Source organism: Plantactinospora sp. BC1, from assembly GCF_003030345.1.
Classification (GTDB): Bacteria; Actinomycetota; Actinomycetes; order Mycobacteriales; family Micromonosporaceae; genus Plantactinospora.
In genome coordinates, this window is sequence record NZ_CP028158.1 from 7,569,423 (window position 1) to 7,594,258 (window position 24,836).

Below are 24,836 nucleotides of genomic sequence, written 5' to 3' on the forward strand. Positions count from 1 at the left end.
CAGGACCCCTGGCCAAACTGGATGATTACGAGTCAGTAACACAGCCCCCCGACAGGACTTGCACATATGCCGGTTGAGCTGCTATCGGAAGGCTGGTCCGGCCGATCCGCAGATTCGGTCATCCGGAACTTATCCGGCCCAACGGTACGGGCTGGGCGGTGTGAGCCGGGCAACGCCGCCTCGGAGATTAATCCGTATTCGCCCTGATCGCGTCTTCCATATTGTGGACAACTCCACAAGATCTCACTGAGCGTGACTAAGAACACGGCTACGTATAGTTAGCATCCCGTGCCGGTCGCCCGGCCGAAGGGGCCTTGGCCGAGTGGCCGATCCCGGTACCGACCAGCCGGGTGCCGGGCCGACCCGCCGTACCGCGTGAGACGATCTGGCTGTGACGGCGACCCTTCTCGACGGCAAAGCGACCGCGGCACACATCAAGGACGAACTCCGGGACCGGGTGAAGGCGCTCGCCGATCGGGGCGTCGTGCCGGGGCTGGGCACCGTACTGGTCGGCGAGGATCCCGGCTCCCAGGCGTACGTCAACGGCAAGCACCGGGACTGCGCCGAGGTCGGCATCGCCTCGATCCGCCGGGAGCTGCCGGCCGACGCCACCCAGGAACAGGTCGACGCCACGGTCGCCGAACTCAACGCCGACCCGGCCTGCCACGGCTACATCGTGCAGCTCCCGCTCCCGGCGCAGCTCGACACCCAGCGGGTGCTGGAGATGATCGACCCGGACAAGGACGCCGACGGGCTGCACCCGGTCAACCTCGGCCGGCTGGTGCTCGGCTATCCCGGGCCGCTGCCCTGCACCCCGCGCGGCATCGTCGAGCTGCTGCGCCGGCACGACGTGCCGCTGCGCGGCGCCGAGGTGGCGGTGGTCGGCCGGGGCAACACCGTCGGCCGGCCGCTCGGGCTGCTGCTGACCCGACGCAGCGAGAACGCCACCGTGACGCTCTGCCACACCGGCACCCTCGACCTGGCCGCGCACACCCGGGCCGCCGACATCGTGATCGTGGCGGCCGGCGTGCCGGGACTGCTCACCGCCGACATGGTCCGGCCGGGCGCGGTGGTGGTCGACGTCGGGATCACCCGGGTGATCGGTGCGGACGGCAAGGGCCGCTACACCGGGGACGTCGGTCCGGACGTCGCCGAGGTGGCCGGCAAGCTGGTACCGATGCCGGGCGGGGTCGGCCCGATGACCCGGGCGATGCTGCTGGCCAACGTGGTGGAGCGGGCCGAGGCCGGGCTGGAGCCGGTGGAGCAGGGCTGAGGTCGGCACCCGGTCCCGCCCGTCCGGCGGATGTGAGCGACGGCAGGCAATTCCGCCCCTGGCCAAAACCGAACACTCCTGACTGATACCGTCCGGAAATAACCAGACGGGTATCAGGGAGTGGGACGACCATGGGCAAAAAGGTCACCGTAGTCGGTGCCGGCTTCTACGGCTCGACGACCGCGCAGCGCCTGGCGGAGTACGACGTCTTCGACACTGTCGTGATCACCGACATCATCGAGGGCAAGCCCGAGGGCATCGCGCTGGACCTCAACCAGTCGCGCCCGGTCGAGGGCTTCGAGACCAAGGTCGTCGGCGTGACGACCGGCAAGGGCGGCGAGGGCTACGAGCAGATCGAGGGCTCCGACGTCGTCGTGATCACCGCCGGGCTGCCCCGCAAGCCGGGCATGAGCCGGATGGACCTGCTGGAGACCAACGCCCGGATCGTCCGCCAGGTCGCCGAGAACGTCGCCAAGTACGCCCCGAACGCCGTGGTCATCGTCGTCTCCAACCCGCTGGACGAGATGACCGCGCTGGCCCAGATCGCCACCCAGTTCCCCAGGAACCGGGTGCTCGGCCAGGCCGGCATGCTCGACACCGCCCGGTTCACCAACTTCGTCGCCGAGGCGCTCGGCGTGAAGGTCGGCTCGGTCCGGACCCTCACCCTCGGCTCGCACGGCGACACGATGGTGCCGGTGCCGTCCCGCAGCACCGTGGACGGCAAGCCGCTGCGCGACGTGATGCCGGCGGAGCAGATCGAGGAGCTGGTGGTACGCACCCGCAACGGCGGAGCCGAGGTGGTCGCGCTGCTCAAGACCGGTTCGGCGTACTACGCGCCGTCGGCCGCCGCCGCCCGGATGGCCCGGGCCGTGGCCACCGACTCCGGCGAGGTCATGCCGGTCTGCGCCTGGGTCGACGGCGAGTTCGGCATCTCCGGGGTCTACCTGGGTGTCGAGGCGGAGATCGGCCGGGAGGGCGTGCGCCGGATCGTGGAGACGCCGCTGGACGCCGACGAGATCGAGAGCCTGAAGGCCGCCGCGGAGGCGGTCCGGGCCAAGCAGGCCGACGTCGCCAACATGTGATCGATCAGCACAACGGTGGGGCCCGGCGTGTCCGTACGCCGGGCCCCACCTGCTTCCTCCCGTTCCGAGCCCGTCGGACCGCCGGTCAGCGCAGCGGGAAGGAGTCCTGGTGCTCGGTCACCTGATAGGTCGGGCCGGTGCTCGCCCGGCTGCGCGCGGCGGCGGTGGCGGCCGGGCCCTCCTGGCTGAGCACCGAGATGCCCGGCTCACCGGCGAGCACGACGAACTCGGCGGCGGTCCGCACCGTGGCGGTGGGCGCCCAGACGGTGTCGACCAGCCGCAACGAGCTGAGCATCCGCTCCGGGGTCACGTCGCAGACCAGATAGCCGCGCTGGTTGTCGATGTACTTCCAGTGCGGGCTCTCCGCCATGATCGGGTCGTACGTGCGGTGGAAGGCGGCGGTGTCCGGGTTGCCGCCCGAGGTGATCGACGTACCGGTGATCTCGGCGCCGACCACCGGTGAGGCCGGGTCGTCGAAGTCCGGCTTCAGGTCACAGACCCAGGTGCAGTGCCGGTCCCCGGTCAGCACCACCGGGTTGGCCACCTGGCCGGAGCCGAAGAACTCCAGCAGCCGGCGGCGCTGCGCCCGGTAGCCGTCCCAGTTGTCCAGGTCGAAGGTCTGCCCCGGACCGGCCTGCCGGTCGTTGGACGCCCACATCACCTGGTTGGCCAGCAGGTTCCAGCGGCTGCCGGCCGACCGCATCCCGTGCACCAGCCAGCGTTCCTGCTCCGGCCCGGTCATCGACAGCTCCGGGTTCTGCGCGTCGGCGAGGGTGGCCGGCTGGTCGCTGCGGTACTGCCGGGTGTCCAGCACGTGCACGCTGGCCAGGTCGCCGAAGCGGAACCGCCGGTAGAGCCGCAGGTCCAGGCCGCGGGGCAGGGCCGACCGGCGCAGCGGCATGTGCTCGTAGTACGCCTGGAAGGCGGCTCTGCGGCGTTCCCGGAACGCCTCCGGGGTCTGCTGGGCCGGATCCTGCGGGATCTCGTCGGCCCAGTTGTTGTCCAGCTCGTGGTCGTCGAAGGTGACCACCCACGGAAACGCCGCGTGCGCCCGTTGCAGGTCAGGGTCGGTCTTGTACTGCGCGTGCTGGTTGCGGTAGTCGGTCAGCGAGTACGGCTCGTCGGTGCCCTGGTGCACCCGGTACGCCGCCGGATTCGGCCGGTTCTCGTAGATGTAGTCGCCGAGGAACGCCACGAAGGCGAGCTCCTCCTCGGCCAGGTGCTGGTGCGCGGTGTACGCCCCGGCCTGGTAGTCCTGGCAGCTCGCGAAGGCGAACCGCAGTCGCCGGGGCCGGGCGTGCGCCGCCGGTGCGGTCCGGGTACGGCCGACCGGGGAGTTTTCCCGACCGACCCGGAACCGGTAGTGGTACTCGGCGTCGGCGCGCAGCCCGGAGACCTCCACGTGCACCGAGTGGGCCAGCTCGGTCACGGCGAGCGCGGTGCCCCGGCGACGGATCCGGCGGAACCGCTCGTCCTCGGCGACCTCCCAGTGCACCGGTACCGGCCGGTCCGGCATGCCGCCGCCGAGCAGCGGCTGCGGGGCGAGGCGGGTCCAGAGCACCACGCCGTCCGGCAGCGGGTCACCGGAGGCGACCCCGAGGGTGAAGAGGCCGGTCGGCAGCGGTCCGCCGGCATGGGACGGGATGTGTGCCGCCGCCCCCGTCTGGTCGAGCAGCATCGGTCCGACCACCAGGCCGGCGGTCGCGGCACCGGCCGCCGAGACGAAGCGTCGGCGGTTGAACGGGTACGCAGGAGTCATGCCCTCGATGCTGCGCAGCTGGGGCGAAGCACGCCACCGGTAACAATCGACCTGAAGCAGTACTACAGCGGAACGAAGGGTGTACTCAGGTGCGGGGTGCCGAGCGTGCCGGCCGGCCGGGCGGCCAGCTCGGCGAGGAGTCGCTCCCGGGAGGCGCGGGCGGTGACCGGGTCGTCCTCGTGCGCGTACGGCAGCTCGGGCGCGACCAGTTGCACCGCGTGCACCAGTAGGTCGCCGGTGAGCAGCAGCGCCTGGTCGGAGTGCTCGACCAGCACCGACTGGTGCCCGGGGGTGTGGCCGGGGGTGGCGACGATCCGTACCCCGGGGGCGAGCCGCAGGTCGCCGTCGAGCGCGTCGAGCTGTCCGGCGGCGGTGAGCGGGTCGAGCAGGTAGCCGGCCACCCCGGAGGGGTCGTGTCGGCGGAACGCCGCGATCTCGGCCCGTTGCAGCAGATAGCGGGCGTTGCCGAAGTACGGCGTACCCGGATCTCCGGTGACCGCCCAGCCGACGTGGTCGGTGTGCAGGTGGGTGAGGATCACCGTGTCGACCTGCTCCGGCGCGATGCCGGCGGCGGCGAGTTCGGCCGGCAGCCGGCCGGGGACCGGGGCCCAGCTCCGGGCGGGGGCGTCGGCCGGGCCGATGCCGGCGTCGACCAGGATCACCCGGCCGGCGGCGGGGCCGTCGTCGAAGCGGAGCGCGAAGCAGCGGAACGGCAGTCGCCACTGCCCGTCGGCGGTCACCGCGCCCGGGTCGCGTTCGTCGGCCAGCCGCCAGTGTGCGGCGGTGGCGGTCGGGAACGCCTCGGTGCGGGGCTGGAAGAACAGCCCCTCGGCGTCCGGCAGCGCGACGACGGTGACCGGGCCCACGGAACGGCTGAGCATGGCAGGCAGTGTACGGGCGCCCGGCGCTCTCCAGTACGCTCGTACTGCTAGAGCAGATGTCCCGGAGAGGAGCGTCGCCCGATGGCGAAGATCAAGGTTACGAATCCGGTGGTAGAACTCGACGGCGACGAGATGACCCGGATCATCTGGAAGCAGATCCGCGATCAGCTGATCCTGCCGTACCTCGACGTCGACCTGCACTACTACGACCTGTCGATCCAGTACCGCGACGAGACCGACGACCAGGTGACGGTCGACGCGGCGAACGCGATCAAGCAGCACGGGGTCGGCGTGAAGTGCGCCACCATCACCCCGGACGAGGCCCGGGTGGAGGAGTTCGGCCTCAAGAAGATGTGGCGTTCGCCGAACGGCACCATCCGGAACATCCTCGGCGGCGTGGTCTTCCGCGAGCCGATCATCATGTCCAACGTGCCCCGGCTGGTACCGGGCTGGACCAAGCCGATCATCATCGGCCGGCACGCGCACGGCGACCAGTACAAGGCGACCGACTTCGTGGTGCCGGGGCCGGGCACGGTCACCATCACCTACACCCCGACCGACGGCGGCGCCCCGGTCGAGATGGAGGTGGCGAACTTCCCCGGTGGCGGCGTCACGATGGGGATGTACAACTTCGACGACTCGATCCGGGACTTCGCCCGGGCCTCGTTCCGGTACGGCCTGGACCGTGGCTACCCGGTCTACCTCTCCACCAAGAACACCATCCTCAAGGCGTACGACGGCCGGTTCAAGGACATCTTCGCCGAGGTCTTCGAGGCGGAGTTCAAGTCGGACTTCGACGCCGCCGGGATCACCTACGAGCACCGGCTGATCGACGACATGGTCGCCGCCGCGCTGAAGTGGGAGGGCGGCTTCGTCTGGGCCTGCAAGAACTACGACGGTGACGTGCAGTCCGACACCGTCGCGCAGGGCTTCGGCTCGCTGGGCCTGATGACCTCGGTGCTGATGACCCCGGACGGCCGTACGGTCGAGGCCGAGGCGGCGCACGGCACGGTCACCCGGCACTACCGGCAGTGGCAGAAGGGCGAGAAGACCTCGACCAACCCGATCGCCTCGATCTTCGCCTGGACCCGGGGCCTCGCGCACCGGGGCAAGCTGGACGGCACCCCCGAGGTGAGCCGGTTCGCCGAGGCGCTGGAGCAGGTCTGCGTGGAGACCGTCGAGGGTGGCCAGATGACCAAGGACCTGGCCCTGCTGATCTCCCGGGACGCCCCGTGGCTGACCACCGACGAGTTCATGGCCGCGCTCGACCAGAACCTGGCGAAGAAGCTCGGCGCCTGACGTTCTCGCATCCGGTGGGCGTCGACGACCCGTGGTCCTTCCCACGGCGTCGACGTCCACCGGGCGACCGGCTCGGCGACGTCCAAGAACGGTTGGTTTGTGCCGTTACTGTCCGGGGGGCGCCCTCGTTGGACAGGGTGGACGTGATGCCAGTCGCGTCCAGGAAGACCGGCCCGGTCGAGGCCGCCGCGAGAGGTCCGTACCGGATGGAGCGGTCTTCCCGGCTGTTGCGCACAGCCGGCCGTCCCTTCCCTGCGGGGGGCCCTGTCCCGGGCCCCCCGCGCCCTCGTTCCTGACCGATGTCGAGCCCTTCGCGGCCAGACCAGGGGGTTACTCCTCGATCGGGCCGAGCGTCACCCGCCCGTCCTCGGCCACCTGCCAGTCCGGGTTGTGCGCGACCTCCCAGAGCAGCTCGTTCGGGTCCGAGAAGTAGCCGTGGTATCCGCCGAAGGCGGCGTTCCGGCCGGACTTGACGATCGTGGCGCCGGCGGCGGCAGCCTGCGCGAGTACCCGGTCGACCTCGGCCGGGCTCGCCACGTTGTGCGACAGGGTGAAGCCGGTCGGTGCCGGCAGCAGCGCCCCTGCGGTACCGAGGTCGGCGGCGAACGCCTCCGCCTCGAAGAGCCCGAGCACCACCCCCGGAGCCACCTGGAAGAAGAGGATCTCGTCCGGTACGTCCAGGGTCGGGGTCCAGCCCAGCCCCTCGACGTAGAAGTCCCGGGCCCGGTCGAGATCCCGGGTGGCCACCGTGACGAAGTGCACGCGTTGTTCCATGACCAGTCATTGTCCAGACCGACGCGGACGGTGGTGCCGGTTTGCCGAGCCCGGCGCCGGAGTGCGGCGGTCAGGCCAGTTTCCGGAACTCGGCCAGCCCGCCGTCGAAGAGGAAGTCGGCGGTCTGGGTCAGCACGATCGCGATCAGGTCCCGGTGCGGGTCGGTGAACCAGGCGGTGCCGTAGCCGCCGGTCCAGCCGTAGCCGCCCGGGACCGCGGACGCCTCGTCCGGGGTGACGGCGACGGAGACGCAGTAACCCCAGCCATAGCCGTCGAGCACCGGGCCGCCGCTGGCGATCTGCTCCGGCGTCAGATGGTTGGTGGTGATCAGCTTGACCGACTCCTCCGACAGCAGCCGCCGCCCCTGGTGCACCCCTCGGCACAGCAGCAGGCGGGCGAAGGCCAGATAGTCCGGCGCGGTCGAGACCAATCCGTTCGCGCCGGACGGAAAGACCGGCGGCGCCGCCCACTCGGCCGGACCGGAGACGTCCCGCTCGGCCAGCGCACCGGTCGCGCGGTCTTTCGCGTAGAACCCGGCCAACCGGTCGGCGTGCGCGGCCGGCACGGTGAAACCGGTGTCGACCATGCCCAGCGGCGCGAATATCCGGTCCCGGAGCACCTCCGGCAGCGGTCGGCCGGCGGCCCGGGCGACCAGCACGCCCAGCACGCCGGCGGCGGAATCGTACTGCCACCGCTCGCCCGGCTGGTGCATCAGCGGCAGGGTGCCGAAGCGCCGGAGCCACTCCGCCGGCTCGTGCGGGGTGCGCGGATCGGGCGGCCCGATCGCCAGCTCAAGCTCGTCGGTGGCGGTGACGATCGGGTACGCCGGTTGGAAGCTCGGCTCGAAGATCATCCCGTGCCCCATCCGGAAGGTCAGCAGGTCCTCGACGGTGGTCGGACGCGCGGCCGGCACGGTGTCGTCGAGCGGACCGTCGAGCCGGCGGAGCACGCCGCGCCCGGCCAGCTCGGGCAGCAGCCGGTCGACCGGCTCGTCCAGCGCCAGTCGACCCTCCTCGACCAGCATCATGGTGGCGACCCCGAGCACCGGCTTGGTCATCGAGGTGATCCGGAAGATGGTGTCGGCGCGCATCGGGGCAACACCGCCGACCGTCAGCGTCCCGATCGGGTCGACCCACACCTGGTCGCCCCGGGCCACCACGGTGACCAGGCCGGGCAGCTCGGCATCGGCGACCCGCGCCGCCATCGCCGCGTGCAGTCTCTCCGGCCCGGTCCAGTCGGTCATGGCGGAAGCCTACGGCCCGGCACCGACAAAGAGGGTCGGTGCGCGGATCAGCCGGCGTCCCGGAGCAGTTGGGCGGCCCGCTCCGGCGCGATGTCGTTGATGAAGACCCCCATCGCCGACTCCGAGCCGGCCAGGTATTTCAGCTTGTCCGCCGCCCGCCGGATGCTGAAGACCTGGAGGTGCAGGTGCGCCAGGGCCGGGTCGGCGTGCACCGGCGCCTGGTGCCAGGCCGAGATGTACGGCAGCGGCCGGTCGAAGAGCCGGTCGAGCCGGCGCAGCAGGTCCAGGTAGAGCGGGCCGAAGGCGTCCCGCTCGGCGTCGTCCAGCGCCGGGATGTCGGGTACCGGGCGGTGCGGCGCGACGTGCACCTCGAACGGCCAGCGGGCCGCGGCCGGCACGTACGCCGTCCAGTGCTCGTTGGCCAGTACCACCCGTTCCCCGGCGGCCCGCTCGGCGGCGAGTACGTCGGCGTAGAGGTTGCGTCCCCCGGTGCGTTCCGCGTGCCGCCCGGCGGCGGCCAGCAGGGCCCGGCTGCGCGGCGGCAGGAACGGGTACGCGTAGATCTGGCCGTGCGGGTGGTGCAGGGTCACCCCGATCTCCACCCCCCGGTTCTCGAAGCAGAAGACCTGCTCCACCCCGGGCAGCCCGCGCAGGGCGGCGGTACGGTCGGCGAGCGCCTCCAGCACGGTACGCACCCGGCTCGGCGGCAGGCTGGCGAAGGACGCGGAGTGGTCGGCGGTGAAGCAGACCACCTCGCACCGCCCCGTCCCCGGCCGCACCGCCGTGTACGGGGTGATCTGGCCGGGCGGGTCGCCGGGCCGGTCGCTGAAGGCCGGGAAGCGGTTCTCGAAGACCACCACGTCGTAGTCGTACGCCGGGATCTCGCTGGACCGTTCCGGAGTGGACGGACACAGCGGGCACTGGTCGGTCGGCGGCAGGAAGATCCGGCCCTGCCGGTGCGCGGCGACCGCGACCCACTCGTCGACCAGCGGGTCGTAGCGGAGCTGCGAGGCGGGCGGCGGCAGCGGCAGGTCCCGTCGGTCCGGCCCCTCCCGGACCGCGTCCGGGTGCTCGTCGAAGTAGATCAGCTCGCGCCCGTCGGCCAGTTTGACCGCCATCCGCCTCACGGTGTCACCTCACAGAGCAGTAGTTCGGCCACCTGCGCCCGGAGGATCTCCCGGGCCGGTTCGGGCAGGCCGGTGTCGGAGACCACGGTGTGCGCCTCGGCCAGCTCGGCGAAGGACGAGATCCCCACCGTCGCCCACTTGGTGGAGTCGGCCAGCACCACCAGCCGGTCGGCCGAGGCCAGCAGCGCCCGGTTGGTCTCCGCCTCCAGCAGGTTCGGGGTGCTGAACCCGGCCCGCTCGCTCATCCCGTGCACGCCGAGGAAGACCAGGTCCAGGTGGAGCGAGCGGATCGTGGCCACCGCCACCGGCCCGACCAGCGCGTCGGACGGGGTGCGTACCCCGCCGGTGAGCACCACCGTCTGGTCCGGCCGGCCGGAGCGGTGCAGGATCTCGGCGACCGGGATCGAGTTGGTGACCACGGTCAGCGCCGGTACCCCGGCCAGCCGGCGGGCGAGTTCGGCGGTGGTCGTACCCGCGGAGAGCGCGACCGCCATCCCGGGGGTGACCAGCCGGGCGGCCTCGGCCGCGATGGCGGCCTTCTCGGGCCGCTGCCGCACCGACTTGACCGCGAAGCCCGGCTCGTCGGTCGAGCCGGGCCGGGCGGTGGTCGCCCCGCCGTGCACCTTGGCCAGCAGGCCGCGTTCGGCGAGCGCCTCCAGGTCGCGCCGGATCGTCATGTCGGAGACGCCGAACTCGCCGGCCAGCTCGGTGACCCGGACCCCGCCGGCGGTGCGGACCCGGTCGAGGATCGCCTCCTGGCGCTGCTGGGCCAGCATCAGGGCGCCCCGGTCGGTTCCGGCTCCGGCCGCTGCGCCAGCACCGCGACGCCGTGCGGCTCGACCGTGGTCGGCCCGGCCCAGCGGGTGCCGGTCAGCAGGTCGGTCCCGGCCGCGTCGACCTCCGCCGGCCGGTCGGAGCGGTTGAAGAGGAAGAGGTACGACCGGCCGTCCGGGTGCCGCCGCCGGATCTGCTCCACCCCGGGTACGGCCGGCGCGGCCGCAGCGGCACCGGCCTCGTCGGCGATCCGGGCCAGCAGCCGACCCAGCGCGGTCTGCTCCAGCCGGGTACCGAGATACCAGGCCGCTCCGCCGTCCGCGCTGCGCCGGGTGACCGCCGGACCACCCGCGACCGGCCCGTTGTCGTACCTGACCAGCACCTCGGCGTCCGCCGCGACCAGCGCCTCGGTCCAGACCTCCGCCGAGGTGCCGTCGTCGAGCCGGACGGTGCCGGCGGCGGGGAGCGGGAAGAACTCCTCGACCCGTACGCCGAGCAGCTCGGCGAAGCCGCCCGGCAGGGGTGCCGGGCGGACCCGGTCGCGCTCGTCGACCAGTCCGCTGTACGGGCCGACCACCAGGGTGCCGCCGGAGCGGACGTACCCGGTCAGGTTGCCGATCGCGGCGTCGTCCACCAGGTAGAGCGCGGGGGCGAGCACCAGCTTGTACCCCGTCAGGTCGGCGCCCGGCGCGGCCAGGTCGGCGGTGATCCCGGCCCGCCAGAGCGCGCTGTGCCAGCGGCGGATCTCGTCGAAGGCGACCATGTCGGTGCTCGGCTGGTTGGCCGCCTCCTGGGCCCAGACGGAGGAGTAGTCCAGCAGCACCGCGACCTCCGCCTCGGTGCGGGAGCCCTCGATCTCGGCCAGCGCCCGCAGGTGCCGGCCGAGTCCGACCACCTCGCGCCAGATCTTCGAGTCGGTGCCGGCGTGCGGCAGCATCGCCGAGTGCCACTTCTCCGAGCCGGCCCGGCTGGCCCGCCACTGGAAGAAGAGCGCACCCTCCGAGCCCCGGGCCACGTGCGCCAGCGCGTCCTGGCCGAGCTGCCCGGCCGGCTTGGCCAGGTTGCGCGGCTGCCAGTTGACCGCGCTGGTGGAGTGCTCCATCAGCAGCCACGGGCCGCCGGCCAGCGACCGGCTCAGGTCGGCGGCGAAGGCGATCTGGGCCGGCGGTTCGAGCGGATGCTCACCGAGCAGGTAGTGGTCGTTGGAGAGCAGCCGGTCCGCTCCGGTCAGCTCCCGACCCCAGGCCCAGTAGTCCAGGTTGACGCAGCTCGCCGTCATCAGGTTGGTGGTGACGGGGATTCCGGGGGAGAGCCGGTGCAGCGTGTCGCGCTCGGCGGTGAAGCAGGCCAGGTGCTCGTCCGAGCTGAACCGCTTGAAGTCCAGCACCTGCGTCGGGTTGGACGAGGTCGGGGTGGCCCGGGGCGGCTGCACCTGCGCCCAGTCGGTGTAGGTCTGTGACCAGAACGCCGTACCCCAGGCGGTGTTGAGGCCGTCGAGGTCGCCGTACCGGGCCTGGAGCCAGCCGCGGAACGCCTCGGCCGAGGTGTCGCAGTAGCAGTGCGCGTTGTGGCAGGCGTACTCGTTGTGCACGTGCCAGACGGCCAGCGCCGGGTGGTTGGCGTAGCGCCGGGCGAGTTGCTCGGTCAGCGCCACGGCGGCCCGCCGGTAGACCGGTGAGCTGGCGCAGATCGCCTGCCGGCTGCCGTACGTCAGCCGCCGGCCGTCCGCGTCCACCGGCAGCGTCTCCGGGTGGGCGTGGGAGAACCAGGGCGGTGGCGAGGCGGTGGCGGTGGCGAGGCAGACCCTGATCCCTCCGGCGTGCAGCATGTCCATGATCCGGTCCAGTCGGTCGAAGTCGTACCGCCCGGCGGCCGGTTCGAGCCAGGCCCAGGCGAAGACGCCGACGGTGACCAGGTTGACCCCGGCCTCGCGCATCAGGGCCACGTCTTGCGGCCAGACCTCCTCGGGCCACTGCTCCGGGTTGTAGTCCCCGCCGTAGCTCAGGCCCTCGATGTTCGGCACCAGACCGCCCACACCGCCTCCAAACGTGCTCGCACGTAATCCAACAGATACGAACACTAGCGCCCGGGTGGTGGAGCTGGGTAGGAGCGGCGCCACGCCGACGGGACGCCTCCGGCTCGGCGGAACCGGGCCCGGGGCGTCAGGCGGGTTGCAGGCGGGACTCGACCCAGCCGGTCTCGGTCAGGTGCGCGAGCAGCAGGTGTACGCACTCCTCCACCGTCAGGTCCGTGGTGTCGAGCACCAGCTCGGCGTCGGTCGGCTCCTCGTACGGGTCGTCGACCCCGGTCATCCCGGTGAGCTGGCCGGCCCGGGCGCGGGCGTACAGGCCCTTGCGGTCGCGCCGCTCGCAGACCGCCAGCGGGGTGGCGACGTGCACCAGCACGAAACCGGCACCGGCCGAGCGGGCCATCTCCCGGGCGATCGCCCGGGCCCGGTGGTACGGCGCGATCGGGCAGCAGATGGCGAGCCCCCGGTGCCGGGCGACCTCGGCGGCGACCCAGCCGATCCGGCGTACGTTCAGATCCCGGTCGGCCCGGCTGAAGCCCAGCCCGGCGGAGAGTTCCCGGCGGACCACGTCACCGTCGAGCAGCGTGATGGTGCGGTCCCCGCTCTCCCGCAGCGCGTCGGCCAACCCCCGGGCGATGGTCGACTTGCCCGAGCCGGAGAGCCCGGTGAAGAAGACCACCAGACCCCGGTGCCGGCGGGGCGGCCGGGCCCGGGTCAGCTCCTTGGCCACCGTCGGCGGGGTGTGCCACTCCGGCAGCGGGAAGCCCCGGTCGAGCAGGTCCTCGATCTCCTCCTGGCCGAGCGGCAGCCGCCGGTTGCGCGGCGGGATGTCGTCCCGCCACCGCCACTGCCCGTCCCGGTTGTCGTAGGCCAGCTCGCGCGGGACCAGCATCCGCAGCCCGCCGCCGGTGAGCATCTCGGTGGTGGAGAGGACGTGGGTGACCCCGTAGGCCCGGGCCACCCGGGCCCGCAGCAGCGCGTCCCAGATGTCGTCGCCGCGCCGGGCGATCGGCACCGCCACGATGGTGGCCGGAGGCATCCGGTCCCGGGCCCCGAAGATGCTCCGGACCAGCACCTCCGGCGGCAACCCGTCCGAGCTGGTGTTGGCGACCGGGATCAGGATGAGCAGGTGGGCGGCGAGCGTCCGGACCGCGTGGGCGATCTGCGCCAGCTGCGGCCGGTGCAGCGGCCGGTCGGCGATCACCCCGAGCACCCGGCCCGGCGGCAGCAGCTCCCGCACCTCGGCCGGGGGGCGGCGGAGCCGCTGGAACGGGCCGTGCCCGCCGTCGCCGATCCGCCGCACGGGACCGCCGACGCCGAACCAGCCCTGCGTGGTCGGCCAGAGGTCGGCGACCTCCAGCAGCGCGGTCGGCGCCCCCTCGGGGTCGGTGAGGACCAGGCCGCGCTCGACCGGATTGTTCAGGTCGATGCCGCTGACCAGGTCGGCCGGGACCTGGAGGGTCACCGGCACCGGCCAGCCGGAGCCGTCGGCGAGCCGGCCGCGCCGGGCCACCGAGGCCAGATCGGCCCGGCCCATGAAGCCGGTGAGCGGGGCGTACGCTCCGGAGAGCAGCAACTCCAGGTCGGCCAGCTCATACGGGCGCGGCGTGTACGCCGGAGCGTCACGCAGCAACTCATCGGGCAGCACCCACCCGTTGCTCATCCGCACCCCCAACTACCCGGCCGGCCGGCACACAGTTTCGCAGCCGCCCGTCGATCGGTCGAGACCGCCACTCCCGTTTGGACGCCCGGATCGGCGACGCCTGTCGGCAGGTGGCCATCAGGAGGTTACCCAACCGGGCGCGGGGGCTACGAAAGTCTCACCCGGCCCCTAGGGGAGGCGGCTGCCGCCGCCGGGGCGATTCAGGGGTACTTCCAGGGTGGTTTCCTGACCTCCGGTACGTGCCACCGGCCCTACCCTGGCAGCGTGACACTGATCGCGACCCAGTCGCTGACCAAGACGTACGGCAATCGGGTGACCGCGTTGTCCGACCTGACGGTCACCGTCGAGCCGGGCATCGTCGGTCTGGTCGGAGCCAACGGAGCGGGCAAGTCGACCTTCATCAAGATCATGCTCGGCCTGCTGGAGCCGACCGGCGGACAGGCCCGGGTGCTCGGCCTCGACCCGCTGGTGGACGGGCACCAGGTCCGGGCCCGGGTCGGCTACATGCCCGAGCACGACTGCCTGCCGCCGGACCTGTCCGCCGCGGAGTTCGTCACGCACATGGGACGGATGAGCGGGCTGCCCAAGACGACCGCCCGGGAGCGGGCCTCCGAGACGCTGCGGCACGTCGGCCTCTACGAGGAGCGCTACCGCCAGGTCGGTGGCTACTCCACCGGCATGAAACAGCGGGTCAAGCTGGCCCAGGCCCTGGTGCACGACCCCGACCTGCTGCTGCTCGACGAGCCGACCAACGGGCTGGACCCGGCCGGCCGGGACGCCATGCTCGCCCTGATCGAGCGGATCGGCACCGAGTTCGGCATCTCGGTGCTGGTCTGCTCGCACCTGCTCGGCGAGGTCGAGCGGATCTGCGACGCGCTCGTCGCGATCGAGGGCGGCAAGCTGCTCCGGTCGGCACAACTGGCCGACATGACCGCGGTGACCGAGGTGCTCTCGGTGGAGGTGAGCGAGGGCACCGCCGAACTGGCCGCCCGGCTCGCCGCCGCCGGGCTGCCGGTCCGGCAGGACGGCCGGCTGCTGCTGGTCCCGATGCTCGACCCGGGGGCGGCGGCGGCCGGCGCGCAGGCGCGGGACTCGGCACTCGACAGGACGTACGACCTCATCCTGACCGCGGTCGCCGAGCTGGACCTGCCGCTGCACCGGCTCGACCAGCGGCGGCACCGGGTCGTCGAACTCTTCGCCACCGATCCGGCCCGGGTTGCCGAGCCGATCGCCACCGGCACCGCCCTGGAGGGCGCCTGATGACCACGCTCGACGCCCCGCGGACCGACCGTCCGGCCGGGGTCATCCACGACATCGGCTACCAGCGGTACGACGGTCCCCGGCTCGGCCGGCGGCACCTGGTCGGCGCGCTCTACCTGCACAGCCTGCGTACCGCCTTCGGGCTCGGGCGCACCTTCAAGGCGAAGATCTTCCCCTGGCTGATCGTCGGGGTGTTCGGGGTGGTCGCCGCGGTGCTGACCGCCGTACGGGCCCAGATCGGCGAGTCGCCGCTGAGCTACGCCGAGTTCCCCGAGGTGCTCAGCGTGCTGATCATCTTCTTCTGCGCCATCGTCGCCCCGGAACTCGCCTCCCGGGACCTGCACAGCGGGGTGCTGCCGCTCTACTTCGCCCGCCCGCTGCACCGCTCGGACTACGCGCTGGTCAAGCTGGCCGCGCTGATCTCGGCGACCTTCCTGACCATCGGCGTACCGCTGACGGTGATGTTCGCCGGTGCCGCGTTCATGGTCGACGGCATCGGAGCGGTCTGGGACGAACTCGGCGACTTCCTGCCGGCGCTCGGCTACGTCGCCGTACACGCGATCGTCTACTCCGTGCTGGCGCTGCTGGTCGCCTCCCTGGTCCGGCGCCGGGCCGTCGCGGCCGGGGCGATCGTCGGCGCGTTCCTGCTGACCACCCCGGTGGTCGCGGTGCTGTCGGTGATGCCGTACGAGGCGGCGAACCAGCTCGCCGGGCTGGCCAGCCCGGTCACCCTGGTCGCCGGGATCGGTGACTGGGCGATCGACGCGAGCAGTGACCTCGACGTCGGCCGGTACGGCCCGCTCTACGGCCTGGTCGCCGTCGGGTTCGTCGTCGCCGGCACCCTGCTGCTGCTCGCCCGCTACCGGAAGGTCGCCGCCCGATGAGCAACCTGGAATTGGCCGGGGTCTCCCGCTGGTACGGCAACGTGGTGGCCGTCAACGACGTGTCGATGAACCTCGGCCCCGGAGTCACCGGACTGCTCGGGCCGAACGGCGCGGGCAAGACCACCGTGCTGCACATGATGGCCGGCTTCCTGGCCCCCTCGAAGGGCACGGTGACGCTCGACGGGGAACCCACCTGGGAGAATCCGGAGGTCTACCGCCGGCTCGGCCTGGTCACCGAGCGGGAGTCGGTCTACGACTTCCTCAGCGCGTACGAGTTCGCGCTGGCCAGTGCCCGGTTGCACCGGCTGCCCGAGCCGGATGCGGCGGCCCGCCGGGCGATCGAATTGGTCGAGCTGACCGACGCGCAGGACCGCCGGATCGGCACGTACTCCAAGGGCATGCGCCAGCGGGCCCGGGTCGCCGCCGCCCTGGTGCACGACCCGCAGGTACTCCTGCTCGACGAGCCGTTCAACGGGATGGACCCGAGGCAGCGGCTGCACATGATGGAGCTGCTGCACTCGCTCGGCGAGCAGGGCCGGACGATCCTGTTCAGCTCGCACATCCTGGAGGAGGTCGAGCAGGTCTCCGGCACCGTCCAGGTGATCGTCTCGGGCCGGCTGGCCGCCTCCGGCGACTTCCGGACCATCCGGCGGCTGATGACGAACCGGCCGCACGTCTTCGCGGTGCAGTCCAGCGACGACCGGCGGCTTGCCGTCGAGCTGATCGGCCAGCCCTCGGTGACCGGGGTCGACCTCAACCGGGACGGGCTGACCGTCCGGGCCGGCGACTACGGCAGCTTCACCCGGGCCCTGCCGAAGATCGCGCTGGCCTCCGGCATCCGGATCCGCCGGCTACTGCCGTCGGACGAGTCCCTGGAGAGCGTCTTCTCCTACCTGGTGGAGGCGTGAGGGCTGTGAGCGCGAGGAGTGAGCCGGTGTTGCGAGCCCCGCAGTCGCGAACGGAAGGTGCGGCTGTGAGCGCGAGGAGTGAGCCGGTGTTGCGAGCCCCGCAACGAGCCCCGCAGTCGCGAACGAAGGAGTGACCATGTCGACTGTTTCCTGGATCACCGCGCGTGGGCTGCTCGGCCGGCGGCGGTTCCTGTTGCTCTTTCCGCTGCCGCTGCTGCTGGTCGGGCTGGCGGTGCTGGCCCGGGCGACCGGCATCGCCCCGACCGAGTGGGGCCAGCCGGTCGTCTACGCGCTGGGGCTCGCCGTGGTGCTGCCGGTCACCGCGTTGATCGTCGGCACGGCGGTGCTCGGTTCCGAGATCGACGACGGCACGTTGCTGCACATCCTGACCAAGCCGCTGCCCCGGTGGCAGATCGTGCTGCCGAAGCTGGCCGTGGCGACCGGGGTCACCGCGCTGACAGTCGCCATCCCGCTCTACGTCGCCGGGGTACTGGTCGAGTCCGTACGCTTCGGGCTCGGGCTGGCCGCCGCGAGTGCGGTCGGCGCGCTGGCGTACTCGGCGTTCTTCCTGGCCCTGAGCCTGCTGACCCGCCGCCCGGTGCTGCTCGGCCTGGTCTACGTGCTGATCTGGGAGGGCCTGCTCAACAGCATCGTCAGCGGCACCCGGGTGCTGTCGGTGCAGCACTACGTGGTGACCCTGACCGACCGGATCGCGCCGACGGCGCTGCTCGACGGTTCGGTGTCGCTGCCGGTGGCGATCGTGATGAGCGCGGTCTTCACGGTCGGCTTCACCCTGCTGGCCATCCGCCGGCTGGGCAGGTTCAGCGTGGCCGGCGAGACGAGCTGAACCGGTCGCAGGTGGCGGCCCGGCGCTGCGGGCCGCCACTCCAGCCCCGAGGGGTCAGCCGGTGTTGCGCATCCCGGCGGCGATGCCGTTGACGGTGGTGAGCAGGGCCCGTTCCAGCGCCGTACCGTCGCCGGGGGCGCGCCGGCCGCCCGGGGCGGTCGCCACGGCCCGGCCGGCGGCACCCGAGTCGCGGTACTGCCGCAGCAGCGCCACCTGGAGGTGGTGCAGCGGTTCCAGGTAGGTGTCCCGGACGGCGAGGGTGCGTTGCAGCACCGGGGAGTTCTCCAGCAGCGCGGGGGAGGCGGTGATGGCCAGTACCTCCCGCTTGGTCAGCTCGTACTCCGCCTCGATCATCTCGAAGATCGGGTGCAGCGGCTCCGGGACCAGGGTGTCGACGTACCGGCGGGCGATGTTCAGGTCGGTCTTGCTCAGCATCATCTCGACGTTCGACAGGAACGTGCCGAAGAAGTGCCAGGCCCGGTGCATCTCGGCCAGGATGTCGGCCATTCCGGCCTCCCGGGCGGCGGCCAGCCCCGTCCCGACGCCGAACCAGCCGGGGACGATCTGCCGGGTCTGGGTCCAGCCGAAGACCCACGGGATGGCGCGCAGCCCGGAGAGCCCGGCCCCGGTGTTCGGCCGCTTCGCCGGCCGGGAGCCGATGTTGAGCGCCCCGAGCAGCTCGGTCGGGGTGGAGGCCCAGAAGTACGCCGGCAGGTCCGGGTTCTCCACCAGCGACCGGTAGCGCCGGTAGGCGGCACCGGAGACCACGTCCATGGTGGCGTCCCAGCGGTCCAGCGCCTCGGCCGGCTGCCGGGGCGTGGTGTGCAGCAGGGTGCTCTGCAACACCGCCGCCAGGGTGAGTTCCAGGTTCTCCCGGGCCAGCGAGGGCAGGGTGTACTTGTCGGAGATGACCTCGCCCTGCTCGGTGACCTTGATCTCGCCGTCCAGCGTGCCGTACGGCTGGGCGAGGATCGCCTCGTGGGTGGGGCCGCCGCCCCGGCCGACCGTACCGCCCCGGCCGTGGAAGAGCCGCAGCCGTACGTTGTGCCGGGCGGCCACGTCCCGCAGCGCCCGCTGGGCCCGGTGGATGGACCACTGCGAGGTGGTGATCCCGGCCTCCTTGTTCGAGTCGGAGTAGCCGAGCATCACCTCCTGCACGTCGCCCCGGGCCGCCACGATCGCCCGGTACGCCGGCAGCGAGAGCATCTCGTCGAGCAGTTCGCCCCCGGCGTCCAGCTCGGCCGGGGTCTCCAGCAGCGGCACGAAGCCGACCCGGGCCCGGCCGGTGTGCACGTCGACCAGCCCGGCCTCCCGGGCCAGCACCACGGCGGCGAGTACGTCGTCGACGCCGAGCGTCATCGAGATGATGTACGACTCGATCACCTCGACGCCGAACCGCTCCTGCACCTCGCGAATGGTGCCGAAGACGTCGAAGGTCTTCCGGGCCGGCTCGGTCAGCGGAGTGTCCATCGTGGAGAGCGGGCGGCGGCCGGCCAGCTCCTCGGCGAGCAGCTTGGTCCGGTCGGCCCGACTCAGTGACGAATATTCCGGCACCTCGCCGACCTGGGCGTAGAACTGGGAGAGCACGACGTGGTGCGCCTCGGCGTGCTCCCGGATGTCCATCGTCGCCAGGTGCGGCCCGAAGGCGGCGACGGTGCGGATCGCCGAGGCGAGCCGGCCGACGGCGGTGAGCTGGCCGGAGTTGCGGGCCAGCGAGGCGCGCATCAGCTCCAGGTCGGCGAGCAGGTCGGCGGAGCCCCGGTAGTCCCGCCCCGGCACGTGCGCGGTGCCCTGGTTGAGCCGGCGCCGGGTGTTGGCGAGCTTGGCCCGGACGCAGCGCGCCTTGAGCCGGTACGGCTCTTCGGCGTTGACCCGGCGGAACCGGGGGGCCACCTCGGGGAGCGCGTCGAGGTCCTTGGCGAGGCTGGCGCTGAGGTCGAGGCTGACCCCGCGCAGCCGCCGGGAGACCGAGATCTCGTTGATCAGCGCCTCCATCGCCGCCTCGGTCGCCTGGATGCCGTGCTCGTACTGGATCAGCAGCACGTCCCGGGTGACCTGCGGGGTGACGAAGGGGTTGCCGTCGCGGTCGCCGCCGATCCAGGTGCCGAAGGTCAGCGGCCGGGCGGTCGGCGCGGTCTCCACGCCGAGCCCGCGCAGGGTGTCGGCGAGGTCGTCGAGGACCTGCGGCGCCGCCTCGGCGTAGAGGTCGCGCAGGTAGTAGATGGCGTTGCGGGCCTCGTCGGTCGGGTCGGGGCGGTCGAGCCGCAGCTCGTCGGTCTGCCAGAGCAGGTCGAGCAGTTCGGCGAGGCGGCGGCTGGCCGGGCCCTCGTCGCTGGCGCCGTAGAGGATCGCGGCGGCGGCCTCGGCGTCGAGTTCGTCGGCGACGGCGCGCAGCTTGGAGAGGATCGACCGGCGGGCCGCCTCGGTCGGGTGGGCGGTGAAGACGGGCCGGACGGAGAGCCGGCGGGCGACCGAGGCGATCTCCTCGGGCGGCACCCCGCGCTCCCGGATCAGCCGGGCGGCCTGGTCCAGCCAGCCGCCGTGCGCGGCCCGCTGCCGGCGCAGGTCGCGGGAGCGGTGCACCTGTTCGGTGATGTTGGCCAGGTGGAAGTAGGTGGAGAAGGCCCGGGCCAGCTTGGTGCCGGTGGTCACGTCCATCGCGCCGAGCCGCTGGGCGGCGGCCTCCGCGTCGTGCCGGACCAGGGCGCGGACCTCCTCGACCAGGTCGAGCAGGGGCGGGCCCTCCTGGCGGGCGAGGGTCTGGCCGAGGAGCTTGCCGAGCCGGCGGATGTCCGCCCGCAACGCGGCGTCGGGTCCGTCGTGATCATGCTGGTCGGTCACCGTGCGCTCCTTGATCGAGTACGGAGGACAGCGTTGTCCGACACAGTGGATGCTATCGGCGGCCGGTCCCGGAACGCTAACGAGGCTCGTGCCGTACCGGTTGGCCGCAGGTACTGGTAGAGCCTATCCGGTGCCGGCAAAACGTACGTTATGTCGAGTCTCGGGCGTCGGTACCCGTGATCGTTAACTTGCTCACGCCCCGCCCCGGCCGCTGATGGCTGGCGGTGGCGACAGTGCCGTGGCCGGACCTGGCGAGCAGACCTTCCCCGCGCAGACTGTCGAGCTGCCCCGCCCGTGCACCCACCGGCCGGGTGCCCGGGTTCTCGCTGCCCCGACGTCGGCCCGTCCGGAGCAGGAGGCGGCCACTGTGATCCGCCCGGTACGGGAGCCGGCTCCGGGCCGACCCGTGCAGACCGCGCCGTCTGCCCCGTCCGTGCAGACCTCGCCGTCTGCCCCGTCCGTGCAGACCTCGCCGTCTGCCCCGTCCGTGCAGACCGCGTCGTCTGCCCCGTCCGTGCACCCAGCTCGACAGTGTGCGCGGGAGGTGGTCTTCCCCCGGGCGAACCGTGGTCGCAAACGGGCGAACCGTGGTCGCAAACGGGCGAACCGTGGTCGCAGGCGGGCGAGCTAGTGCATGCGGCGTGTCCCGGGCTGGTCGGGTCATCCCTCCGCGGGCGCGCGGCCGGCGGCCCCGGCCGCGCGCTGGATGCCGTCGAGCAGCAGGCGCAGCCCGAACCGGTAGGCGTCGGCCATCGCGTCCGGGGTGTCGACGAAGCCGCCGGCCTCCCAGGTGCGGTTCATCGCCGGATAGCGCGCGACGTCGAAGTGTTCCGCCCAGAACGAGTCCCGGTCCGACCACCACTCGTCGGTCGACTGCCCGGTGGTCCGCTCCAACTGGTCCGCCTCGGCCTGCTGCCGGGCGGCGGCGTCGACGAAGCTGACGATCGCGTTGCCGGCGGCGACCGTCTGCCGGGCCGGCAGGCCGAGGTCGGCCAGGGCGGCGAGCAGGTACTCCTGCTGGGCGAGCAGGCCCGGCCCGAGCGGTGGGCGGACGGTGGAGACCTCTCGGAGCCACGGGTGGCGCTGGTACATCGTGCGGGTCCGGTCGGCGTACAGCTCGATCCGGGTTCGCCAGTCCGTCGGGCGTACGTCGTCCGGGCCGGGGAGGTCGCGGTCGGCCATCACCCCGTCGACCATCAGGTCGATCAGCTCGGCCTTGCCCGGGACGTACGTGTAGAGCGACATCGTGCCGACGCCCAGCTCCTCGGCGACCCGGGCCATCGACATGGTGGCCAGGCCCTCCCGGTCGGCGACCGCGATCGCGGCCTGCCGGATCTGCGGCACGGTCAGCCGGGGCGGGCGGCCCCGGGCGGGTCTGCCGGCGGCTGCCGGGGAGCCGGGCGACGGCTGGGCGGTCCAGAGCAGCGCCAGGGTGCGGTCGGGATCCCCGCCACCGCTGCGCTCCACCGGCATCGTCCGCCTCCTTCCGGGTACGGCCCGATGTTACTTCCCGTACCCGGTACGCGAATGACGGCGCGCCCGACGACCCCGATGGGCGGGTCCCGGTCCGGATCTCCCCCGTCGGAACGCCGGTCGGGGCCGCTCCGTGAGATCCGAACCCGGACCCGCCCAGCACCGGGCTCAGGCCGTCGGCCCGAGCAGGAACCGCCGGACGGCCGAGTCGCCCTCGGGATGGCGGCCCTGGATCGAGTGGCCCATCCCGGCGATCACCACGAGTTCGCCGCGCGGCGTCCGCGCCGCCTGCTCGACCGCCCACTCGACCGGGGTCGAGAGGTCACGGTCGCCGTTGAGCAGCAGCACCGGCATGGTCAGGGTGTGCCGGGGCGGCCGGGGGTTCGGCCGGGACACCGGCCAGTGCAGGCAGGTGGAGATCAACGCCTGCTCGGCGGCGGTCTCCCGGGGGAACGGCCAGACGTGGCCGGGCCGGATCTGCCGCACCGCCCGGTCCAGCGCCCTCGCCCGCCGGCCGGGCGGCGCCGTCGAGTCACCCCAGGGCGCGTCGGTCTGGTCGGCGCAGACCGTCGCGGCGTGCAACCCGGAGCTGTACTCGGCGAACGGCGTGTTCTCGCCACCCTGGAGATCGTCGATCGCCGACATCAGCGGCTCCGGGGAACCCTCGGCGGCCATCCGCAGGAAGGGCAGCACCGGATAGAAGGTCTCCCCGGTGAGCTTCGGGTCCACGATGCTGGCGATCACCAGGAAGTCGAAGATGCCGACCGCGTTGCCGTACCGGCGGATCGTCTCGGCGACGTCCGCCGCCGGGTCGGAGCCGCAGGACTGCTCGCGGCAGGCGGTACGGAGTACCCAGGCCACCCGGTGCAGGCTCGGCAGGTACAACCCGTCCAGGGTGTCCTGCGGCACCACCGAGTCCAGCACCATCCGGGCCACCCGGTGCGGGTACGTCAACCCGTACTGCTGGGCGACGAAGGTCCCGTACGAGATGCCGTCGAGGGTCCACCGGTGCACCCCGAGGGCGCGACGCAGCTCCTCCAGGTCCGCCACCGTGTCGGCGGTGGTGTAGAAGTTCCGGGTCCTGCCGAGCAGCTCCGCGCAGCCTCGGATCGCCTCCGGCGAGGCGGGGGTGATGTCGGAGGAGCCGACCTCGGCCTGGAGCTGCGGGCAGTCGATCCCGGCCGGGCCGGTACCCCGCTGGTCGATCATCACCAGCCGGTAGTCGTCCATCAGGTAGCGGAACCGGGGTTCCAGCCGGGACAGCAGGCCCGGCCCGGGCTGCCCGGGCCCGCCGGAGAGCAGCAGCAGGGTGCCCCGGGGCGCGTCGGCGTTCTCCGCCACGGCGACCCGCAGGCGCAGCTCGCCGGGGGTGCCGCCCCGGCGGTCGAGCGGCACGGTCAGCTCGGCGCAGGTGAACCCGGCCGCCTCGGCACACGGGCGCGGGTCGGTCAGCCCCGGACGGTTTCCGAGTGCCGCCGGACCGGAGAGGGGCGGCGCGGCCGCGACGGGCGAGCCGGCGGCGAGTACGGCGAGCAGTCCCAGCAGGGCGGTGCCGGCCCGCCCGAGGAGCAGAGGTCGGTGTCGCATTCGGGGCCTCCTAAGGTCACCTCATGCTGTCGCCGGTGCCGGTCGACCGCCTTGAAGATCCGTGCTCACCTCCGGGCCGGCCCTGACGTGGTGGCCAGGAGCCGCCGGAGCTGGGTCGGGGAGTGTCCGAGCTGCTGCCGCAGGGTGCGGGTCAGGTGGGCCTGGTCGGCGAAGCCGTACTCGGCGGCCAGGCCGCGCAGGCTGGCCACCTCGCCGGCGGCCAGCGCGGTCAGCACGGCCCGGGTCCGCAGCTGGTTGCGGTAGGCGGTCAGGCTCTGCCCGGTGGTCCACTGGAAGACCCGGCTGAGGTGATGCGGCGAACAGTGGACCTGCCGGGCCAGCTCGGTGAGGCCGAGCGCGTAGCCGCCACCGCTGACCACCTCGCGTACCCGGTCGGTGAGCCGGCGGTGCGCGGCGAGGGTGCCGGGGCGGCGTCGTACCGCCCGGTCCAGCTCCTCCCCGGGCCGGTCCGGGCCGGCGGCGAGCAGGCGGCCGAGCAGCCGGTGCGTCCGTTCGGTCAGCTCGAAGCGGTCGGTGCCGCGCAGCGAGTCCGCGACCAGGGCCCGGTGCTCCAGGTCGAGGTCGGCGCGGAGCCGGCCCTCCCAGCCGGCACCGGTCAGCCACCGTTCGCCGTCCGCCCAGCCGACCAGCAGCTCCGGGTCGACCTCGATCACCGTGTAGCTGTCGCCGCAGCCGAGCGGGTGCGAGATGGTGAGGTCGTCGGAGGGTTTGAGGAACAGGGCCGAGGTCGGGTCGACGAAGCGTTCCCGCCCGTTGAGCCGGCGCAGGTAGCCACCGGAGCGGGCCAGGTGCACGGTGAAGTGGCCGCTCGGCCGGGCGGGTTCCCAGCCGCGCCTGGTGTTGTGGCAGCGCACCTCGTAGAGGCCCATCCCGTCCGGACAGCCGAGCCATCGCCACCGCGCCTGGAGCCGCCCGTCGGCGGCGAACGCGTCCCGGAACCCGGGCATCGCATCGTGAGAATCCGACATCGCGCCTCCTCCCGGAGGGAAACGCCCGAGCGAGGTTCTCAGGTTGTCCCCGGACCGTGCCGCGAACGCCAGCCGGCTCCGCTGCCCGCCGGACCCGCGGTGCCGGCTCCGCCGCCGGCCGGGCCTGCGGTGCCGGCCGTGCC

General features: G+C 72.6%; 19 protein-coding genes. 7 read left to right on the plus strand and 12 right to left on the minus strand.

The window, feature by feature from the left end:
* Positions 1–391: 391 nt before the first annotated feature.
* Both C6361_RS33235 and mdh read left to right on the plus strand, forming a co-directional pair.
* Positions 392–1,273, plus strand: coding sequence for a bifunctional methylenetetrahydrofolate dehydrogenase/methenyltetrahydrofolate cyclohydrolase (locus C6361_RS33235; protein WP_107270145.1), 882 nt, complete (start codon positions 392–394; stop codon positions 1,271–1,273).
* A gap of 131 nt (positions 1,274–1,404) precedes the next feature.
* Complete coding sequence (gene mdh / locus C6361_RS33240) at positions 1,405–2,355, plus strand: malate dehydrogenase (protein ID WP_107260693.1); 951 nt, start codon at positions 1,405–1,407, stop codon at positions 2,353–2,355.
* An 85-nt stretch (positions 2,356–2,440) separates the two neighbouring features.
* Here mdh and C6361_RS33245 read toward each other — a convergent pair whose 3' ends face one another.
* Both C6361_RS33245 and C6361_RS33250 read right to left on the minus strand, forming a co-directional pair.
* Positions 2,441–4,114, minus strand: coding sequence for an alkaline phosphatase (locus C6361_RS33245; protein WP_107260691.1), 1,674 nt, complete (start codon positions 4,112–4,114; stop codon positions 2,441–2,443).
* 62 nt (positions 4,115–4,176) lie between these two features.
* Complete coding sequence (locus C6361_RS33250) at positions 4,177–4,995, minus strand: MBL fold metallo-hydrolase (protein ID WP_107270146.1); 819 nt, start codon at positions 4,993–4,995, stop codon at positions 4,177–4,179.
* Between the two features lie 81 nt (positions 4,996–5,076).
* Here C6361_RS33250 and C6361_RS33255 point away from each other — a divergent pair, with 81 nt between their 5' ends.
* On the plus strand, positions 5,077–6,294 hold the full coding sequence (locus tag C6361_RS33255) for an NADP-dependent isocitrate dehydrogenase (protein ID WP_107270147.1): 1,218 nt from the start codon (positions 5,077–5,079) through the stop codon (positions 6,292–6,294).
* A gap of 330 nt (positions 6,295–6,624) precedes the next feature.
* Here C6361_RS33255 and C6361_RS33260 read toward each other — a convergent pair whose 3' ends face one another.
* The 6 genes from C6361_RS33260 to cysC form a co-directional block, all read right to left on the minus strand.
* Complete coding sequence (locus C6361_RS33260; protein WP_107270148.1) at positions 6,625–7,068, minus strand: VOC family protein; 444 nt, start codon at positions 7,066–7,068, stop codon at positions 6,625–6,627.
* 70 nt (positions 7,069–7,138) lie between these two features.
* A complete protein-coding gene (locus C6361_RS33265) occupies positions 7,139–8,311 on the minus strand; it encodes a serine hydrolase (RefSeq protein WP_107270149.1) in 1,173 nt (390 codons plus the stop codon).
* A gap of 47 nt (positions 8,312–8,358) precedes the next feature.
* A complete protein-coding gene (gene galT, locus C6361_RS33270; protein ID WP_369930876.1) occupies positions 8,359–9,429 on the minus strand; it encodes a galactose-1-phosphate uridylyltransferase in 1,071 nt (356 codons plus the stop codon).
* Positions 9,430–9,434: 5 nt separating this feature from the next.
* Positions 9,435–10,214: a DeoR/GlpR family DNA-binding transcription regulator gene (locus C6361_RS39095; RefSeq protein ID WP_107260680.1), complete on the minus strand. Its 780-nt coding sequence runs from the start codon at positions 10,212–10,214 to the stop codon at positions 9,435–9,437.
* Positions 10,214–12,247: a beta-galactosidase gene (locus tag C6361_RS33280; RefSeq protein ID WP_199853143.1), complete on the minus strand. Its 2,034-nt coding sequence runs from the start codon at positions 12,245–12,247 to the stop codon at positions 10,214–10,216. The genes C6361_RS39095 and C6361_RS33280 overlap by 1 nt, the downstream gene beginning before the upstream one ends.
* Before the next feature lie 127 nt (positions 12,248–12,374).
* Complete coding sequence (cysC, locus tag C6361_RS33285; RefSeq protein WP_107270150.1) at positions 12,375–13,904, minus strand: adenylyl-sulfate kinase; 1,530 nt, start codon at positions 13,902–13,904, stop codon at positions 12,375–12,377.
* Positions 13,905–14,168: 264 nt separating this feature from the next.
* Between cysC and C6361_RS33290 the strand changes: the two genes are divergently transcribed.
* From C6361_RS33290 to C6361_RS33305, 4 genes are all read left to right on the plus strand, one after another.
* Positions 14,169–15,164, plus strand: coding sequence for an ABC transporter ATP-binding protein (locus tag C6361_RS33290; RefSeq protein ID WP_107260676.1), 996 nt, complete (start codon positions 14,169–14,171; stop codon positions 15,162–15,164).
* Positions 15,164–16,048, plus strand: coding sequence for an ABC transporter permease (locus C6361_RS33295; RefSeq protein WP_107270151.1), 885 nt, complete (start codon positions 15,164–15,166; stop codon positions 16,046–16,048). The genes C6361_RS33290 and C6361_RS33295 overlap by 1 nt, the downstream gene beginning before the upstream one ends.
* Positions 16,045–16,956, plus strand: a complete 912-nt coding sequence (locus C6361_RS33300; protein WP_107270152.1) for an ABC transporter ATP-binding protein — start codon at positions 16,045–16,047, stop codon at positions 16,954–16,956. The genes C6361_RS33295 and C6361_RS33300 overlap by 4 nt, the downstream gene beginning before the upstream one ends.
* A gap of 136 nt (positions 16,957–17,092) precedes the next feature.
* Positions 17,093–17,803, plus strand: coding sequence for an ABC transporter permease (locus tag C6361_RS33305; RefSeq protein WP_107271332.1), 711 nt, complete (start codon positions 17,093–17,095; stop codon positions 17,801–17,803).
* 54 nt (positions 17,804–17,857) lie between these two features.
* Here C6361_RS33305 and ppc read toward each other — a convergent pair whose 3' ends face one another.
* The 4 genes from ppc to C6361_RS33330 all read right to left on the minus strand — a co-directional run bounded on the left by ppc (position 17,858) and on the right by C6361_RS33330 (position 24,693).
* Positions 17,858–20,644: a phosphoenolpyruvate carboxylase gene (gene ppc, locus C6361_RS33310; protein WP_107260668.1), complete on the minus strand. Its 2,787-nt coding sequence runs from the start codon at positions 20,642–20,644 to the stop codon at positions 17,858–17,860.
* 660 nt (positions 20,645–21,304) lie between these two features.
* Complete coding sequence (locus C6361_RS33320; protein WP_107270154.1) at positions 21,305–22,117, minus strand: TetR/AcrR family transcriptional regulator; 813 nt, start codon at positions 22,115–22,117, stop codon at positions 21,305–21,307.
* Positions 22,118–22,285: 168 nt separating this feature from the next.
* Positions 22,286–23,704, minus strand: coding sequence for an alpha/beta fold hydrolase (locus tag C6361_RS33325; protein ID WP_107270155.1), 1,419 nt, complete (start codon positions 23,702–23,704; stop codon positions 22,286–22,288).
* A gap of 65 nt (positions 23,705–23,769) precedes the next feature.
* Positions 23,770–24,693 (minus strand): AraC family transcriptional regulator, encoded by a 924-nt coding sequence (locus C6361_RS33330; RefSeq protein WP_107260662.1) that lies wholly within the window; start codon positions 24,691–24,693, stop codon positions 23,770–23,772.
* Between the last annotated feature and the right edge of the window lie 143 nt (positions 24,694–24,836).